The 17207-nt window shown below is 53.8% G+C and carries 15 protein-coding genes; 8 read left to right on the forward strand and 7 right to left on the reverse strand.

Annotated elements, in window-relative coordinates:
• The 5 genes from BM114_RS04410 to BM114_RS14065 all read right to left on the reverse strand — a co-directional run bounded on the left by BM114_RS04410 (position 1) and on the right by BM114_RS14065 (position 4756).
• Positions 1-2166, reverse strand: a complete 2166-nt coding sequence (locus BM114_RS04410; protein ID WP_092110810.1) for a penicillin-binding protein — start codon at positions 2164-2166, stop codon at positions 1-3.
• Positions 2163-2654 (reverse strand): FtsL-like putative cell division protein, encoded by a 492-nt coding sequence (locus tag BM114_RS04415; RefSeq protein ID WP_177207044.1) that lies wholly within the window; start codon positions 2652-2654, stop codon positions 2163-2165. The genes BM114_RS04410 and BM114_RS04415 overlap by 4 nt, the downstream gene beginning before the upstream one ends.
• Complete coding sequence (gene rsmH / locus BM114_RS04420; RefSeq protein ID WP_092110812.1) at positions 2651-3565, reverse strand: 16S rRNA (cytosine(1402)-N(4))-methyltransferase RsmH; 915 nt, start codon at positions 3563-3565, stop codon at positions 2651-2653. The genes BM114_RS04415 and rsmH overlap by 4 nt, the downstream gene beginning before the upstream one ends.
• Before the next feature lie 21 nt (positions 3566-3586).
• Positions 3587-4057, reverse strand: a complete 471-nt coding sequence (mraZ, locus tag BM114_RS04425; protein WP_092110814.1) for a division/cell wall cluster transcriptional repressor MraZ — start codon at positions 4055-4057, stop codon at positions 3587-3589.
• A gap of 417 nt (positions 4058-4474) precedes the next feature.
• Positions 4475-4756 carry a hypothetical protein gene (locus BM114_RS14065; RefSeq protein WP_143089249.1) on the reverse strand — a complete coding sequence of 94 codons (282 nt, stop codon included), beginning with the start codon at positions 4754-4756 and terminating at the stop codon, positions 4475-4477.
• 51 nt (positions 4757-4807) lie between these two features.
• Here BM114_RS14065 and BM114_RS04430 point away from each other — a divergent pair, with 51 nt between their 5' ends.
• On the forward strand, positions 4808-5653 hold the full coding sequence (locus tag BM114_RS04430; protein WP_092110816.1) for a glycerol acyltransferase: 846 nt from the start codon (positions 4808-4810) through the stop codon (positions 5651-5653).
• A gap of 19 nt (positions 5654-5672) precedes the next feature.
• Positions 5673-6668 (forward strand): GNAT family N-acetyltransferase, encoded by a 996-nt coding sequence (locus BM114_RS04435; RefSeq protein ID WP_092110818.1) that lies wholly within the window; start codon positions 5673-5675, stop codon positions 6666-6668.
• 52 nt (positions 6669-6720) lie between these two features.
• Here BM114_RS04435 and dgt read toward each other — a convergent pair whose 3' ends face one another.
• Positions 6721-8058 (reverse strand): dGTP triphosphohydrolase, encoded by a 1338-nt coding sequence (gene dgt / locus BM114_RS04440; protein ID WP_092110820.1) that lies wholly within the window; start codon positions 8056-8058, stop codon positions 6721-6723.
• A gap of 103 nt (positions 8059-8161) precedes the next feature.
• On the opposite strand from dgt, the gene dut reads away from it, so the two are divergent.
• From dut to BM114_RS04460, 4 genes are read left to right on the forward strand one after another with little or no spacing between them, the layout of a single operon-like run.
• Complete coding sequence (dut, locus tag BM114_RS04445; protein WP_092110822.1) at positions 8162-8599, forward strand: dUTP diphosphatase; 438 nt, start codon at positions 8162-8164, stop codon at positions 8597-8599.
• A gap of 24 nt (positions 8600-8623) precedes the next feature.
• Complete coding sequence (locus BM114_RS04450) at positions 8624-10402, forward strand: tetratricopeptide repeat protein (protein WP_255406423.1); 1779 nt, start codon at positions 8624-8626, stop codon at positions 10400-10402.
• Positions 10395-11285 carry a lipoprotein insertase outer membrane protein LolB1 gene (locus BM114_RS04455; RefSeq protein WP_092110826.1) on the forward strand — a complete coding sequence of 297 codons (891 nt, stop codon included), beginning with the start codon at positions 10395-10397 and terminating at the stop codon, positions 11283-11285. Before BM114_RS04450 ends, BM114_RS04455 begins: the two co-directional genes overlap by 8 nt.
• Positions 11286-12914: a murein hydrolase activator EnvC family protein gene (locus tag BM114_RS04460; protein WP_092110828.1), complete on the forward strand. Its 1629-nt coding sequence runs from the start codon at positions 11286-11288 to the stop codon at positions 12912-12914.
• A 183-nt stretch (positions 12915-13097) separates the two neighbouring features.
• On the opposite strand, the gene BM114_RS04465 is transcribed toward BM114_RS04460, so the two are convergent.
• Positions 13098-14165, reverse strand: a complete 1068-nt coding sequence (locus BM114_RS04465) for a M20 family metallo-hydrolase (RefSeq protein WP_092110830.1) — start codon at positions 14163-14165, stop codon at positions 13098-13100.
• Positions 14166-14255: 90 nt separating this feature from the next.
• On the opposite strand from BM114_RS04465, the gene BM114_RS04470 reads away from it, so the two are divergent.
• Together BM114_RS04470 and prfB are read left to right on the forward strand one after the other, a co-directional pair.
• The gene (locus BM114_RS04470) at positions 14256-16064 is read left to right on the forward strand and encodes an AMP-dependent synthetase/ligase (RefSeq protein WP_092110832.1); all 1809 of its coding nucleotides are present in this window, start codon (positions 14256-14258) and stop codon (positions 16062-16064) included.
• Entirely contained in the window at positions 16064-17188 is a 1125-nt protein-coding gene (gene prfB, locus BM114_RS04475) for a peptide chain release factor 2 (RefSeq protein WP_092110834.1), read from the forward strand. Before BM114_RS04470 ends, prfB begins: the two co-directional genes overlap by 1 nt.
• Positions 17189-17207: the final 19 nt, after the last annotated feature.

Consider the following 17207-nt stretch of genomic DNA (forward strand, 5'->3'; position numbering starts at 1 on the left):
TTATATTTCCAAAATCAGTTTGCAGGCTTCTCCCTTCTTGATCTGATGACCGGCCGGGAGACTTTGCGAGACTACCTTGCCTCGTCCGGAGAGATGCACCCTGACGCCCCGGCTCTCAAGGAGATAGACGGCATCGCGTGCCCCCATGCCCGTAACATCGGGTATATAGCTCTTGCCGTACAGCTTCTCCCTGCGAAGGCCGATGGCCTGCCCTTTCCGTATCTCTGCCTTCCCCCAGATGGGGTTGCCGGTTGCATAGGACCCTGTCCAGTCGGCCTTGACCTGGAATCCTAAGTGGTTGAGCACATAGTCGGCGGCAAGGATGTTCCCGTCCTTGACATCCGGCGTGAAGACCGACAGGGAATCCCGGGCATCAGAGACATCGAGCTTGATGTCGCGGGCCATGATTCCCTCTGCGATGTTATGAAAAACAACACCGCTCATGCCGCCTCCGGAGGCGGGGAGGCCGGACTTCTGGATGCAGACGATGCAACTGTAGCGGGGATTGTCGGCCGGGAAATAGCCGGCGAAGCTAAGTAGATAGTTTACCCGTCCTGACTTGTAGCCGCCCGCACCTTGGGAAATCTGGGCGGTGCCGGTTTTCCCCGCCACCTGGAAGGAGGGCGAGCCAGCCTTCTTGCCGAGGCCTTGGCTGACCACATGGCGCAGGATTGTCTGCATGTATTTCAGCGTTTTCTCGCTGCAAATCTTCTCATGGCCGGGCACGACCTCGGGTGGAAAGTCCATGACGAGCTTCCCGTCCTTCTCCACCCGTTGGACGAAGCGGGGGCGCATCATCCTTCCTCCGTTGGCAATGGCATTGTAGAAGGTGAGTGTGGAGATAGGGGGAATCTGTGTCTCATACCCTATGCTCATCCAGGGAAGTGCCGTGTTGCTCCAGTTGAGCCATTGTCCGTTCTTGGCTTTCTTCGGCATTCGGATCTGTGCTCGAGAATAGCCGGGCAGCGGGAGATGAAAGTCTTCCTGGATGCCGGTGCGGTAGACGCCCCTTATGAACTTTTCCGGGTCGTTGTGGTAGTATTGGTCGATGATGCGGCTGACGCCGATATTCGAGCTGACCTCCAGGGTGCGGGGCAGCGTGATGGTGCCGTAACCGCCGCGGCGCCAGTTGTGATCCTTCATCTGCCGCCCGTACATGGGCCATACGCCACCGGCTGTCTCTACGATTTTGGTCGTGTCGCAATAGCCGTCTTCCAGCACCGTCATGATGGAAACGGGCTTGAAGACGGAGCCGGGCTCCAACAGGTCGCTCACAGCATGGTTCTTCAGCTCCCGGTATTCGCCGTCGGCACACTTGTCCATGTTCACGATGGCCTTGATGTCTCCTGTCTTCACTTCCATGACGATGGCTACTCCTACATTGCCATTGATAAGCTTGAGCTCGTCGACGACGGCCTTCTCGGCAATGTCCTGGATGCTCATGTCGAGCGTGGTAACGATGTCCGACCCGTCGATAGGGGGCGTGTCGGTGATGCTGAGCCACTTGTTCAAGACTTTCTGGCGGCGGATGATGCCGTCCTTGCCACGGAGAAGAGAGTCGTACTCCAGCTCCAGTCCTACGCGTCCCGTGTCTTTTTCGGCGAAGATGCCGCCTACGGTGCGGTTGGCGGAGGAGCCGAAGGGATTTACGCGGGCGTTGAACTCCTCGACATGGAAGCCTCCCTTGTAAGGAGCCAGCCGGAAAACGGGGAGAGTCTTAACCTCGCTATAGGTGTTGTAGTCGACGCGCCTTCTCCATACGGGCCAGTTGCGGCCTTGCTCTTTGCGTCCCTCTTCCAAGTCCTTGCGGAACTCCGCCATTGTCTTTTCCGGGAAAATCCGGTGCAGGCCGAGGCAGATGGAGTCGAGACTGGCCTCCCAGAGGGAGTCGTTCTTGGCCTCGCGAAGTGCCTTGAAGTCCATGTAGAGCTTGTATTTGGGCAGCGACCCCGCCAGGAGTTCCCCGTCGCAGGAGTAGATGTTGCCGCGATTCGGCTTTGTAGGAACGCTGTCTCGTTTCACCCGGTCGGCCACTTTCATCCAGTAGTCGCGCTTCACGGTCATCAAATAGCCTGTCTTTGCGAGCACGATTCCTGCAAACAGCGTTATCAGGATGGCGATGAGGCTGTAGCGGGGCATAATCTTTTTGTTGTCGAACTTGCTCATTGTTCCGGTACTTGGATTTTATAAGGCGGCTCACTTGCGATGTGCAGCGTGCTGTCCTTGTTGTTTTTTAACATATCCATCACATTGCTTTGGCGGCTCATTTCCGTGAGTTGGCTGCCGCTTGAGAGGGCTTTGTACTTTGCGCTTTGAAGCTCCTGTTGCAAGTTGTCTATCTTGATAAGGTCCTGCTGGCAGCTATAGCGGTTGGAGGTGTAGATGATGAGGAAGAATCCGATGAGCAGGAAGAGCCATATCTGGTGGCGGATGGTGCTCGTGGTGAGTATGTCTCCGCCGAGGATTTTCCGCAGGGAGACGCGGCCCGAGATGATGGCGGCGTCGTCTTCGGTGGCCTGCTCTTCTATCACTTCCTGCAAGGTGGGTCCCTCGGGGTTAGTCTCCTTGGCCTCGGCCTTCTTTGCTTCCTTCACGATTTCGGGGTCGACGGTGAGCACGGCCTCGGTCTTTTTGTCTTTATCTTGTTCGTTCATTTCTTTTCGGCTATTCTGAGTTTGGCACTGCGACTTCGTGGATTGCGCTCCTGTTCGTCGCTGTCCGGGACTATCACTTTGTTGTTTACGAGGGAGAACGGAGTCTCAAATCTCCCGAAAAAGTCTTGTCTGACCTTGCCTTCGCCGTTTCCCGTCTTCATGATGTTCTTTACGATTCGGTCTTCGAGCGAGTGGTAGGTGATGACGGAGAGGCGTCCGCCCGGGCTGAGGAGCCCCGTCGCGGCAAGCAGCATTTCCTTCAGGGCCTCCATTTCGTGGTTTACCTCAATGCGGAGCGCCTGAAAGAGCTTGGCCATGTCCTTCTTTTCGCGTTCCCGATGGAAGAGGCTTTCCACGGCGTTCATGAAGTCTTGCGTGGTCTCTATCTTCTTTTGCTGGCGGGTCTTGACAAGTGAGGCGGCGATTTTCCTGGAGTTTCTGAGTTCTCCATACAGATAGAAGATGCCGGCCAGCGACTCTTCGTCATATTCGTTCACAATGTCGGCCGCCGTTTTTCCGGCTCTCTTGTTCATCCGCATGTCGAGGGGAGCGTCGAAACGGAAGCTGAATCCGCGGGTCTCGTCATCAAAATGGTGGGACGATACGCCGAGGTCGGCGAGCAGCCCGTCTATTTTTTCCACTTCATAATACCGCATCCAGTTTTTCAGGTAACGGAAGTTGCTGCGCACGAAGGTAAAGTTCGGAGCCGGCATGATGTTCCTTTCGGCATCCCCGTCCTGGTCGAAGCCGTAGAGGTGCCCCGTGCCGTCAAGTCGGGAGAGTATCTCCCGGGAATGGCCGCCGCCGCCGAAGGTTACATCCACATAGACTCCTCCGGGCCTGATGTCCAGCCCGTCTATGCTCTCCTTGAGGAGCACTGGCACATGATATGTCTCTGCGGTCTTTGTCATTAGATGGATTTTGTTTTCTTGTTATTCTGCACTTCGGTCTTCCCCGTCGGCTTTGCTCATCACTTCCTCTATGGCCTCGCTGAAGCCGTCGGCGTCCATGAAGGCCTTGTCGGGCTCGTCATTCTGCCAGATTTCAATGGTGTCGTCCATCCCGACGAACTTTATTGCCTGGGCGATGGCCGCCATCTTCTGGTAGCGACGGGGTATCAGGAAGCGTCCGTTGCCGTCGAGGGTGAGGATTTCCACATCCGACACGAACTGGCGGAAAATCTGCTGCTGCCTGGAATTCCAGCGGGAAAGACGGCTGCGGAGGATGTCGAGCTGTTCGTTCCATACCGATTCGGGGTACAGGACGAGGCAAGGCTGGAAGATATCCTTCCTCAACACAAGCCGTTCCTCGCCCGCTGCCTGCAGCACCTTTCGAAAGACGGCCGGAAGAAATGCCCTTCCCTTGGAGTCGGTTTTGGCCTCGATGTTTCCTATAAATCGCATGCGTTCCTAATTATAAAAGTTGATATCGATGCCAAAGTTATACATTTTTCCCCACATTCCACCACTTTTCTCCACAATTTTTTATCGCAAGGGGATAAAAAAGTGATTTCCGGGAAAACAAGTATGGGTGAAGCGGAAAGCTGGATGCGAGTAATTCTGTCGGGATAATTGGTAAAAATTAAATTAGGAAATTAGCTTTTCTGGAGACGGAAATGACCGTTTTTGATGCGAAAGACTGGGCTGGTGAGGCTGAAAAGTTGCGGTTTTTGCCCCGATTTCCTTGTTTTTTAGCTTCAAAAGGCCTCTTTTTGTCTTGCAGGAGGCGGCTTTTTGGCGACTAAAAGGCGGCTAAAAGCAGAGTAAAAGGCCGCTAAAAGCAATGTCGGAAGCCGCCTTTTACAACTCAACTGCCTGTTTTCAGGCCTTTCGAGTGGTTTTTGCGTTTCTGCCCGTTTTTGCTTCCGGCGGGCTTGTTGCGGCCAAAAAGCCCATGGATTTGCCGTGTTGTAAAATAAATTGGCCTGAATATACCGATGAGCTATACTGTTGAAAACTTGGGTGGGGAAGATCTTCGTCCGCAACTTCTGTGCCGGATTTTTTAGTGTAGGAATGCAATTCGGGAAATGCCGAAATATAAGGCTGTCGCCGCAAAATGAAACTAAATGTGAGGCAAAGGGATTTTTTTAGGATTATTTGCATTGTTTTTCGGTAACTTTTGTTATTTTTGCATGTAGTTAGTATACTACACTTATGAGTGAAGAGATTGAGAAAGCCATCAACATCGAAAAGATTTTAGCGAATAAAATGGGCGGCAAGGCAAAATTTGTGCCGGGTTTTGTCGTTAACTGGCTTAAGAAAATCGCACATGAAGACGAGGTCAATCAGTTTCTTTGGGAAAGTCGCGATGCCCAGGGAACGGAGTGGCTGACTCGCTGCGTGGACTATCTTCAGATGAAACTGACGATAGAGGGCATGGACAATCTGCCTGACAAGAATGACGGGAAGCTCTACACCTTCGTCTCCAACCACCCTTTGGGCGGGCAGGACGGCGTTGCGCTGGGAGCCATCATCGGCAGGCATTATGACGGAAGGTTCCGCTATCTGGTCAACGACCTGCTTCTCTATCTCCCGGGCCTCAGGCCCGTGAGCATCGGAATCAACAAGACGGGCAAGCAGGGGCGTGATTTTCCCCGGATGGTGGAGACTGGTTTCCAGAGCGACAACCATATGCTCATGTTTCCTGCAGGCCTGAACAGCCGGAAGAAAGACGGCGTCATCCGCGACCTTCCCTGGAAGAAGACCTTCATCTCGAAGTCGGTGGAATACCGTCGGGATGTGGTGCCCATTCACTTCAGCGGCCGCAACAGCGACCGCTTCTACCGAATAGCCAACTTCAGCGACAGGTATGTGAGGAAAGTAAACATCGCCATGCTCTTCTTGGTGGACGAGATGTACCGGAATGTGGGCAAGAGCTTCACGGTTACCTTTGGCAAGCCCATCCCGTGGCAGACATTCGATAAGAGCAAGACGCCCGCCGAATGGGCGCAATGGGTTGAAAGCAAGGTCTACGAACTTGATAAAGAAGCCGAAGCTTAAAGTATAAAGATTTCTGAAAATGGAAGAGAAAATTATCCAACCGATTGACAGGGAGACCCTCAAGAGTGAGCTGACTCCCGACCGTCAGCTTCGTATGACGAATAAGAGTCATAACGAAATCTATGTCGTAACGGCCCGGCAGGCGCCCCATGTGATGGAGGAAATCGGGCGTCTCCGCGAAGAAGCCTTCCGCTCAGCGGGAGGAGGAACGGGAAAGTCGATGGATATCGACGAGTTCGATACCATGGAAAACGGTTGCAAGCAGTTGATAGTCTGGAATCCGGAGTGCGACGAAATCATCGGCGGCTACCGCTATCTGTTCGGCTCTGACTGGAGGATAGACGAGCAGGGACAGCCCATTCTGGCCACAAGCCACATGTTCCATTTCTCCGAAAAGTTCATGAAAGAGTATGCTCCCTATACTGTTGAGCTCGGGAGGAGTTTCGTCTCGCTGGAATATCAGAATGTAAGGAAGAACACGAAGAGCATTTTCGCCCTCGATAATCTTTGGGACGGACTTGGCGCACTGACCGTCTTGAACCCCAGCGTGAAGTATTTCTTCGGCAAGATGACCATGTATCCTTCGTATGTCCGTACGGGGCGGGACATGATTCTCTACTTCCTGAAGAAGCATTTCGACGACAAGGACCATCTCATCGTGCCTCTGAAGCCCCTGGAACTGGAGACTCCGGAGGAGGACCTGGCGAGAATTTTCTGCGAGGATGACTTCAAGAAAGACTATCGGATATTGAATTGTGAGATCCGGAAGCTTGGCTTCAACATCCCTCCGCTGGTGAATGCCTACATGGGACTGAGCCCCACGATGAAGCTCTTCGGCACGGCCATCAACTATGGATTCGGCGATGTGGAGGAGACGGGCATCCTGATTGCGGTCGACGAGATATTGGAAGAAAAGCGTGTCCGACATATCGACAGCTTCATCAAGTCGCATCCGGAAGCCCTGAAACTGACCAGCGGTGCCAACAATGTAATCTATCCCGACCCTAAACCATAAAGGAAGCCTCTTTTCCGGAAGGCTTTTCCTTTAAGACGCGGCGGTCGCATCTTTATACGACGGGGAGTGATATCCCGCAGATTTTCTGGTAGATGTCGAGCGAATAGACATCCGTCATTCCGCTGATATAGTCTATTACGGCCATGATGCGTGTCGGCAGGTTGTCGCTCTGGATGTCATACTGGCTGCTGAAACGCTTAATCAATTGCTGGGAATGGAACTTCTCCGGGTGTACGGCGGCCTCGACGAGGTTCTGCATCAAGGTTTCCATAATCTTATAACCTGACAGTTCCACATCCAGAACCAGTTTGCTCTGATAGATTTTCGTCTTCGAAACCTCCTGACAATGCTTGTAGGCCTGTCGCGGCAGGTCGCTGATGTTTTTGATGAGGCTGCCCTCGAAGGTGCCTTCCAGTATTTCTTCTTCGTGCTCGACGAAAGCCTTCACGCATTCGGATTCCAGTTCTCCGACGACGCAGGCCCGCAGGTAGACCACCTGTTCATTCTCGTCCGTAACTCCTTCTTCCTCGATTCGTTTTAGGATATGTGCCCGGGATTCTTCGTCGAAGAAGCCAAGCAACAGATCTTTGGTTTCCTCGTATGAAATAATTTTAAGCTTATGGGAGTCTTCGATGTCCATGATCTCATAGCAGATGTCGTCGGCAGCCTCCATCAGATAGACCAGTGGGTGGCGTGCATACTGCAAGGGCTCTCCTGGGGAAGATTTGCAAATAATGCCCAATTCATCGGCAATTCTCTGGTAATCGGCTTCCTCTGAAGAGAAAAACCCGAATTTGCCGTGCTCGCCGGCAAGGGAGGAGGCAAAGGGGTACTTGACGATGCTTGCCAGAGTTGAATAAGTCATGACAAAACCACCCTCTCTCCTGCCGTTGAAGCGGTGTGTCAGCAGACGGAAGGCGTTGGCGTTACCCTCGAAGTGCGTGATATCGTCCCAAAAGCGTGCGCTCACCTTTTCTTTCAGGGTCAGTCCCTCGCCCTCGGTAAAGAAGGTCTGGATGGCCTTCTCACCGCTATGCCCGAAGGGGGGATTGCCCAGATCGTGCGCAAGTCCTGCCGTCTGGACGATGGTTCCGATTTCTTCGAAGAGGGTTCCGCGGAGCTCCGGGTGCTTTTCAATTAGTCGTCTGGCCACATCATCGCCCAGTGATTTGCCGAGCGAGGACACCTCGAGGGAGTGCGTAAGCCGGTTATGCACGAATACGCTGCCGGGAAGAGGAAACACCTGGGTTTTGTTTTGTAGTCTCCGGAACGGTGCCGAATAGATGAGTCGGTCGCTGTCGCGCTTGAATTCAGAGCGGTCGTCATGTCTCAGGGCATGCTTCGTCTCCTGCCCGAACCGCTTGTTGGATATCAATTGTTGCCATTTCATATCGCAAAAGTAATGTAATTTTGCCTAAATAGTCTCTTTTTATGTTGAAAAATTCAATTATCTGCGTAGAATTCATTATTTTTGCACATTATTATATATGAGTATGATTCAGATAAAAGTTGTCAATAAGGGACATCAACAACTGCCTGCCTATGCTACGGAGCAAAGTGCCGGTATGGATATTCGTGCCAATCTTGACGAGCCGATAGTGCTCCGCCCGTTCGAGCGGAGGCTCATTCCGACGGGCTTGCATATTGCTCTGCCCGTAGGGTTTGAGGCTCAAGTCAGGCCTCGCAGCGGCTTGGCGCTGAAGCATGGGATAACCGTTCTTAATACACCGGGCACCATTGATGCCGACTATCGCGGCGAGATAGGGGTCTGCTTGATAAACTTGTCGCAGGAGGACTTTGTTGTCAACGATGGCGAGCGCATTGCCCAGATGGTGATTGCACGGCATGAGCAGGGTGAATTCACCGTGGTCGGCGAGCTTGAGGAAACCGAACGCGGGGAAGGCGGGTATGGTCATACGGGTGTAAAATAGAATTGTAAAATCAGCAAGAACATCTTGAAACTCAGAAATACACATATTGTCATTGCCTTGGCAGTCCTCATTCTGATGACGGCCGTGGCTCCTTCGTTTGCCAAGAAGAAGAGGACTGTCCCCCAAAAGGTGGTTGCGGGCAAGGCTCTCTCACGCGAGGAGCGGCGCCGTTATGACTATTTTTTCCTGGAAGCTGTCCGCCAGCAGAATGCCGGGAAATATTCCGCGGCCTTCGAGCTGTTGTCTCACTGCCTGAAGATAAACCCCAATGCGCCGGAGGCATATTACCTTCAGGCCATGTATTATTCGGTCTTGAAACAAGACAGCCTTGCCTTGAGGAACCTTGAGAGGGCCGCTTCCCTGAATCCGGACAATTCTACTTATCTGGAGCGGCTGGCTCAATATTATCTCAACGGGAAGGACTTTGACAAGGCTATCGCGGCGTATGAGCAGCTGGCCGGCCGCCATCGCGACCGTACGGATGTGCTGAATGTCCTTATAAACCTTTACCAACAGGCGAAGAACTACGACGGTATGCTCAACTGCATTAACCGGATAGAACAGCTTGAAGGCAGCAGCGAGGAAATAACTCTTTCCAAAATGCGTGTCTATGAGATGAAGGAAGACAACAAGTCGGCCTATAAAGTGCTGAAGTCTCTTTGCGACGAGCACCCTAACGACTTGACTTATAAGGTGATGATGGGCAACTGGCTCATGCAGCACGGCAAGCAGAAGGAGGCCTATAAGATGTTCGTGGCTGCCCGGAAGATAGATGCCGACAATGATTATGTCCAGAGTTCGCTCTACGATTACTATAATGCGGTGGGTGAGAAGGAGCGTGCCGCCGCCCTTCTGGAAAGCATCCTGATTAACCCGAACACGGAACCAAAGAGCAAGGTTACCCTGATGCGCGGAGTGATTCAGGACAACGAGGCTCACGGAGGCGACAGTACGCAGGTGCTGAACCTTTTCCGCCTCATCCTCGGAAAGAACCCCACGGACAGCACGATGTTAGAACTGGAAGTGGCATACAGGTCTCTGAAGAAGATGCCGGAGGACTCCATCAACGGCGGTCTCTATCGATTGCTGGCCATTCAGCCCGAGAACGCCCAGGCTCGCCTTCAGCTGATACAGTCATATTGGGTGAAGGAAAAGTGGGATTCAGTCATCGTCCTGAGCAAGCCGGGTACGGAATATAATACCGACGAACTGGTGTTCAGCTATTTTCTGGGAATAGCCTATTATCAGAAAAAGGACAACGACCATGCGCTCGAGGCGTTTCGGCAGGCCGTGAAGCGAACAACGAGCAAGAGCGATCCAGCCCTTGTGAGCGACTGCTACTCCATCATGGGCGAGATATACCATGAGAAAGGCATGATGGAGGAAACCTTTGCTGCCTATGACAGTTGTCTGCAGTGGAAGAGCGACCATGTGGGATGCCTGAACAACTATGCCTATTACTTGAGCGTGGAGAACCGCAACCTGCATAAGGCCGAGGAAATGAGCTATAAGACCATCAAGGCGGAACCGAAAAACTCCACCTTTTTGGATACCTACGCCTGGATTCTGTTCCAGCAGGAGCGGTATACTGAAGCGAAAATCTATATCGAGCAAGCGGTGAAGAACGATACCGACAGCGTCCAGAGTCCGGTTATCTTGGAGCACGCGGGTGATATCTATTATAAGGCCAGCGATACCGCAAAGGCTCTCGACTACTGGAACCAGGCCCTCAAGGCGGGTAGCGAGAGCGTGGTATTGCCCAAGAAGATAAAACTGAAACAATATATCAAGGAAAATGAATAAGTCTATTTTAAAGATAACAGTAGTCGGCCTCGCCTTGCTTGTTGCCTCGTGTGGCACCAAGAAGGCCGTAGTAGGCAGCTCCGTACCGAAGACTCCGGCCGTTGCCAGGGGAGAGGGCAGCACCGCTTTGCAGGAGTTGGCGTTTGTCCAGATGGTTTCCGACCGGCAGCTTTACCAGAAGAACATCGTGGCCGACATGTCTTTCAACATTCGGGCGGGGTCGAAGAATATCACGGTTCCCGGTTCCGTACACATGCGCAAGGACGAGGTGGTGCGCCTCCAGCTGTTCATCCCGTTGCTGGGCAGCGAGGTCGGCCGGCTGGAGTTCACGCCGGATTATGTGCTCGTGGTCGACCGCATGCACAAGGAATATATCAAGGCCGATTATACGCAGCTGGACTTCCTGAAGGAGAACGGGCTCAACTTCTACAGCCTTCAGGCCCTTTTCTGGAATCAGCTGTTGCTTCCGGGAAACCAGAAGGTGGGTGAAGCCGACCTTCAGCAGTTCGATGCCGACCTCGCGAAGCAGGGTCCCATCGTCCCGGTGAGCCTGAAAAACGGGAAGATGACTTTCTTGTGGAATGCCGATAAGAACGACGGCCGCATTCTTTCGACCGTCGTAGAATATCTGAGTACCGCCCACGGCAAGTCGAGCCTTACTTGGAAATATTCCAATTTCCAGCCGGTGGGTGTCAAGCTGTTCCCTGCCTCGCAGGAGTTTACCTTCACCACGAATGCCGGCGGGAAACCGCAGACAGGCAAGGTAACCATCGACATGGATGCCATCCGCACCAACGACGACTGGGATTCGCAGTCTTCCGTCTCTCCGAAGTACAAGCGAGTGGAGGCAAAGGATGTGTTCGACAAAATCTTGAAAATGTAAATGAAACGACTGATTCTATTGATTCTTGTCCTTGCGTGTACCGTAGCAGTGCCTGCCCAGAAGAAAAGCACCGTAAGGAAGACTGCGCCGACAACCAGGACCACCCGAAAGAAGACGACCAGGGCCACTCCCAAGAAGAAAGGGAGGACGACGAGAAAGAAAACCACGGCCAAGAAACGGGATGCTTCTTACGGCAACAAGGAAATCAAGGGGCTGCAGAGTCAGCGTGCCGCGGTGCGTAAGAAGATTCGCCAACAAGAGCAGGCGCTCAAGGCAAACAAGGCCGATGTGCAGCAGAGGCTGAAGAATCTGCTCGTCATCAACAGCGAGATCAGCGAGAAGCAGAAGTCCATCGACGGCATTCAGCAGGACATTTCGCATCTCGACAACAACATCGGCATCCTCCAAAGCCAGCTTAAAACCCTCGAGGAACAGCTTCAGGATCGCAAGGCCAAGTATATCAAGTCGATGCGCTATATGGCCCGCCATCGCACCGTTCAGGACAAGTTGATGTTCGTTTTCTCGGCAAAGAGCCTCACGCAGATGTATCGCCGTATGCGTTTTGTGCGCGAATACGCGGCCTATCAGAAAGCACAGGGCGAGCTCGTAAAGGCCAAGCAGGAGCAGGTTACTGAGAAGCACAAGCAGCTTCAGACAGTGAAAGGCCAGAAGCACACCCTTCTCGCCAAGGACCAGAAGGCTCGTGCCGAATTGGAGGGAAAGCAGACGGAGCAGCAGGAGATGGTCAAAGGCCTTCAGAAACAGCAGAAGACCATCCAGCAGGTAATTGCCCGGCAACGGCAGAAAGACAATGAGTTGAATGCGCAGATAGACCGTTTGATAGCCATCGAGGTGGCCAAGGCGAAGGCTCGGGCTGAGGCCGAGGCCAGGCGCAAGGCCGCTGAAGCTGCCGCGGCGGCAAAGAGGAAGGCCGAGGAGCTTGCCCGCAAGAAGGCCGAGGCGGAGGCTGCCGCAAGGGAGAATGCCCGCAGGATTGCCGCCGCCAAGGAGCGCGAGGCGCGCCTGAAGTCGGAGGCCGAGGCAGCTGCCAAGACGAATAATGCCGCTGCCAAGGCTCGGGCGGAGCAGGAGGCTCTGGAAGCCAGGGCCGACCGCGAGGCTGCCGAGCGTAAGGCAAAGGCCGATGCGGAGCGCAGCAAGAAAGAGATTGCCTCGGCCAAGAAGAAAGCCGACGAGGCTTCCGGCTACAGTTCTGCCGACCGCATGCTGAGCGGAGGCTTTGCGGCGAACAAGGGCAGGCTGCCCATGCCTATCTCCGGGCGTTATAAAATAGTGAGCCACTTCGGGCAATACAGCGTGGAAGGCCTCAAGGGCATCACCCTCGACAACAAGGGTATCAACCTTCTCGGCAGTCCGGGAGCCGTGGCCCGCTCCATCTACGACGGCGAGGTGAGTGCCGTCATCCAATGGTCGGGCACCTATGTGGTGATGGTGCGCCACGGGGCTTACATCTCCGTATACTGCAACCTGAGCTCCGTAGCCGTGTCGAGAGGCATGAGGGTCTCCGCACGGCAGGCTCTGGGCAATGTGGGAAGCGACAATATCTTGCAGTTCCAGTTGCGCCGGGGCACGGCGAAGCTTAATCCCGAAGCGTGGCTGGGCCGATAGCCGGTGGGGGATTTCCCGTTCTCGGTGAGTCGTAAGTCGGCCTTTTGAGAGTGGAGTGATAGTTTTTCATTCTCCAAAAGGCCGTTAATTACACAGTAAAATCTGAGAATTTACTTACTGAAATCTCAGATTTTACCTACTAAAGTCTTAGATTTTACATCTCTGGTTGCCGTCGCCGATCTTTCAGAAAGCCAGTTCCTTGCAACCGAGCAGCTGCATATAGATGTCGAAGGCATGGTTGATTTCGCTCAGGCAGATGAACTCGTCGGCGGAGTGAGACCGCGCCGACTCGCCTGGCCCGAGCTTGAGCGACGGGAACGGCATGAGCGCCTGGTCGCTGAGCGTGGGCGAGCCGAAGGGTTTCAGGCCCATTTCCACGCATCTCCGCACCAGGGGGTGGCTTTCGGGAATGTGCGAGGAGCGGAGGTGGAAGGAGCGGGCCTTTACCTCCGACTTCAGGTGCCGGCGGATAAACTCGAACACCTCCTGGTTGTCATAGTATTCATTGGTGCGGATGTCGGCCACCATGCGGCATTCGTCGGGTATCACATTATGCTGCGTGCCGGCGCTGATCATGGTTACATTCATCAGCGTGGGGCCGAGCAGGGGGCTCACTCGCTCGAACCGGTAGCCGCGCATCCAGTTCAGGTCGTCGAGGGCTTCGTAGATGGCATTCCGCCCCTCGTTGCGGGCGGCATGGCCGCTCCTGCCCCTCGCCGTGATGTCGAGCACCATCAATCCCTTTTCCGCAATGGCCGGCTGCATGCCCGTGGGCTCGCCCACGATGGCCGCGTCAATCTTTGGCAGCAGGGGTAGGGCACGGCGGATGCCGTCGGTGCCCGACACTTCCTCCTCTGCTGATGCCAGATATACTAAGTTGTAGTTTCGTTCGAGGGGAAGAAGAGTCCTGAAAACCTGGAGGAGAGTTACGAGTCCTCCTCCGCAGTCGTTGCTCCCGAGGCCGTAGAGCCTGTCGCCTTCGATGGATGGCGTGAAGGGTGGCCGCTGCCAGCTGTCTACGGGCTTGACGGTGTCGATGTGCGCATTGAGCAGAAGGGTGGGACGCGAGGCCGTGAACCCGGGGTCGAGAGCCCACACATTGTTGGCCTCTCGGCGGGGAGTCAGCCCGTAGCTCTCCATCTGCCGTTGCATGATGTCTACCGCCTCGGCTTCCTGCCGGCTGACCGACGGCGTCGCAATGAGCTTTTTGAGGAGGCAGACAGCGTCTTTCTGGAATTCTTCTTTCGTCATGTTAGGGGCAAATTTAAGAAAAATTTCCAAATAATTTCTTATTTTACAAAGATTTCTTTATCTTTGCAATAAACTAAAACAACAGAACTTATGCAGACGAACAGTCATCTCTCGGTACTGATTCATGAGCAGGCCAAGAAGTACGGAAGCCGTTCAGCCCTTACCTTTCGCAGTTTCGGGAGTCTCAAGTGGAAGGATGTTTCATGGAAGCAGTTCTCCCTGAGGGTCATGCAGGTGAGCAACGCCATGCTCAATCTGGGCATCAAGCCGCAGGAAAACATAGCCGTGTTCTCGCAGAACTGCATCCACTATCTCTATACGGACTTCGGGGCTTATGGTGTCCGTGCCGTCTCCGTCCCCTTCTATGCCACCTGCAGCGAGCAGCAGATACAGTATATGATTAACGACGCGAAAGTCAGGTTTCTCTTCGTGGGCGAGCAGGAGCAGTATAACAAGGCGCACCGCATCTTCCCGTTGTGCCACACGCTGGAGCGTATCATCATCTTCGACAGCAGCGTGCGCATAAGCAGCCACGACCCTAATGCCCTTTATTTCGAAGACTTTATCCGTCTCGGCGAGGGGCTCCCGCGGCAGACGGAGGTGGAGAGGCGCTGGAAAGAGGCTTCCATGGACGATCTCTGCAACATTATCTATACGAGCGGAACGACGGGGGAGAGCAAGGGCGTCATGCTCACCTACGGCCAGTATTACGCCGCAATGGAGGCAAACCACAAGTGCGTGCCCGTTACGGAAAAGGATAAAGTCATCAATTTCCTGCCGTTCGCGCACATCTTTGAGCGGGGATGGACTTATCTGGCGCTGACCGTGGGCAGCCAGCTCATCATCAACACCTATCCGAAGGAGATTCAGCAGAGCATGCGGGAGACCCATCCCACGAGCATGTCGTCGGTTCCCCGGTTCTGGGAAAAGGTGTATGTGGCCGTGAAGGATAGGATCGACCGTTCCAGCGGTTTCCAGCAGAGGATGTTCAAGCACGCCCTCGAAGTGGGTCGGAAGCATAACATCGAGTATCTTGCCAACGGCAAGCGGCCTCCTCTGGGACTGGCATTGGAATACAAGGTCGTCAACAAGTCAATCCTCAGCCTGGTGCGCAAGCAGCTGGGACTTGACAATCCGAATATCTTTCCCACGGCCGGAGCGGCCGTCTCGCCGGAGGTGGAGCAGTTCGTCCATTCTATCGGCATCAATATGATCGTGGGCTATGGTCTCACCGAGAGCCTCGCGACGGTGTCGTGCGACCATCGGGACGAGCCTTACACCATCGGCTCCGTCGGCCGTCCGATAGAAGGAATACAGATTAAAATCGGTGAGAACGACGAGGTCTTGCTCAAAGGACCTACTATTACGCAGGGCTACTATCAGCGCGATGATATCAATAAGACGGCTTTTGATGCCGACGGATTCTTCCATACGGGCGACGCAGGCTATATCAGGGACGGCGAACTGTTCCTCACGGAGCGCATCAAGGATCTCTTCAAGACCTCTAACGGCAAGTATATCGCTCCGCAGATGGTGGAGTCGATGTTGCTCGTAGACAAGTATATCGACCAGGTGGCAGTCATTGCCGACGAGCATAAGTTTGTTTCTGCCCTCATCGTGCCGGAATTCCGCCTGCTTGAGGAGTATGCCAAGAATGAGGGCGTCGAGTTCAATAATCGTGAAGATCTTTGTGCAAGCAAGAAGATTCAGGACATGCTGATGGACCGGATACAGACTCTGCAGCAGTCGTTGGCTCCTTATGAGCAGGTCAAGTGTATCAGTCTGTTGCCGCATCACTTTGCCATGGAGACAGGAGAACTGACGAATACGCTGAAATTGAAACGCGCGGTCATCTACAAGAACTATAAGGAGGTGATCGACAAGATGTATGAAGAATAATGATAACAAGTGATCAGTTGAAGGATGTGCTGGAGCGGGCCGAGGCGTTGAACCGCTATCTGAACATCGACCAGAAGAAAGTGGAATTCGAGGAAGAGCAGCTGCGCACCCAGGCACCCGACTTTTGGGAGGATCCCGTTCGGGCCCAGGAGCAGATGAAGAAAGTAAAGGGAATCGAGAAGTGGCTCGTCGGGTATAAGAATGTCCGTCAGTATGCTGACGAACTGCAGTTGGCATTCGACTTCTACAAGGAAGATATGGTCTCGGAAGAGGAGGTGGATGCCGACTACGGAAAAGCTATCGAGGCCATCGAGGAGCTGGAATTGAAGAACATGCTGCGTCAGCAGGAAGACCCGATGGACGCTGTATTGAAGATAAACTCAGGTGCCGGCGGCACGGAGAGCCAGGACTGGGCCCAGATGTTGATGCGCATGTATCAGCGTTGGGGGGAGAGCCACGGCTATTCCGTAAAGATTACGGACATCCAGGAGGGTGATGAAGCCGGCATCAAGAGCGTTACCATGACCTTTGAGGGCGGCGAATATGCCTACGGATACCTGAAGAGCGAGAACGGGGTGCACCGTCTGGTGCGCGTTTCTCCCTATAATGCGCAGGGCAAGCGGATGACCTCCTTTGCGAGCGTGTTCGTTTCCCCTCTCGTCGACGAGACCATCGAGGTGTATGTAGACCCGGCAAGAGTCAGCTGGGACACCTTCCGCTCCAGCGGTGCGGGCGGCCAGAATGTGAACAAGGTGGAGTCGGGTGTTCGCCTCCGCTACATGTATCAGGATCCGGATACCGGCGAGGAGGAGGAAATCCTGATAGAGAATACCGAGACGCGCGACCAGCCTAAGAACAAGGCCAAGGCCATGCTGCTCCTGAAAAGTCAGCTGTATGACCGGGCAATGCAGAAGCGCTTGGCTGAAAAAGCCAAGATAGAAGCCGGTAAGAAGAAGATAGAATGGGGCAGCCAGATACGCAGCTATGTCTTCGACGACCGCCGGGTGAAGGACCATCGCACGAATTTCCAGACCTCGGATGTGGACGGAGTCATGGACGGCAAGATTGACGATTTCATCAAAGCCTACCTGATGGAGTTCCCGACGAATGATGACGAAGGATAAACAACTGAAAACCTAAAAA

The organism is Prevotella sp. KH2C16, assembly GCF_900113305.1.
Lineage (GTDB): Bacteria > Bacteroidota > Bacteroidia > Bacteroidales > Bacteroidaceae > Prevotella.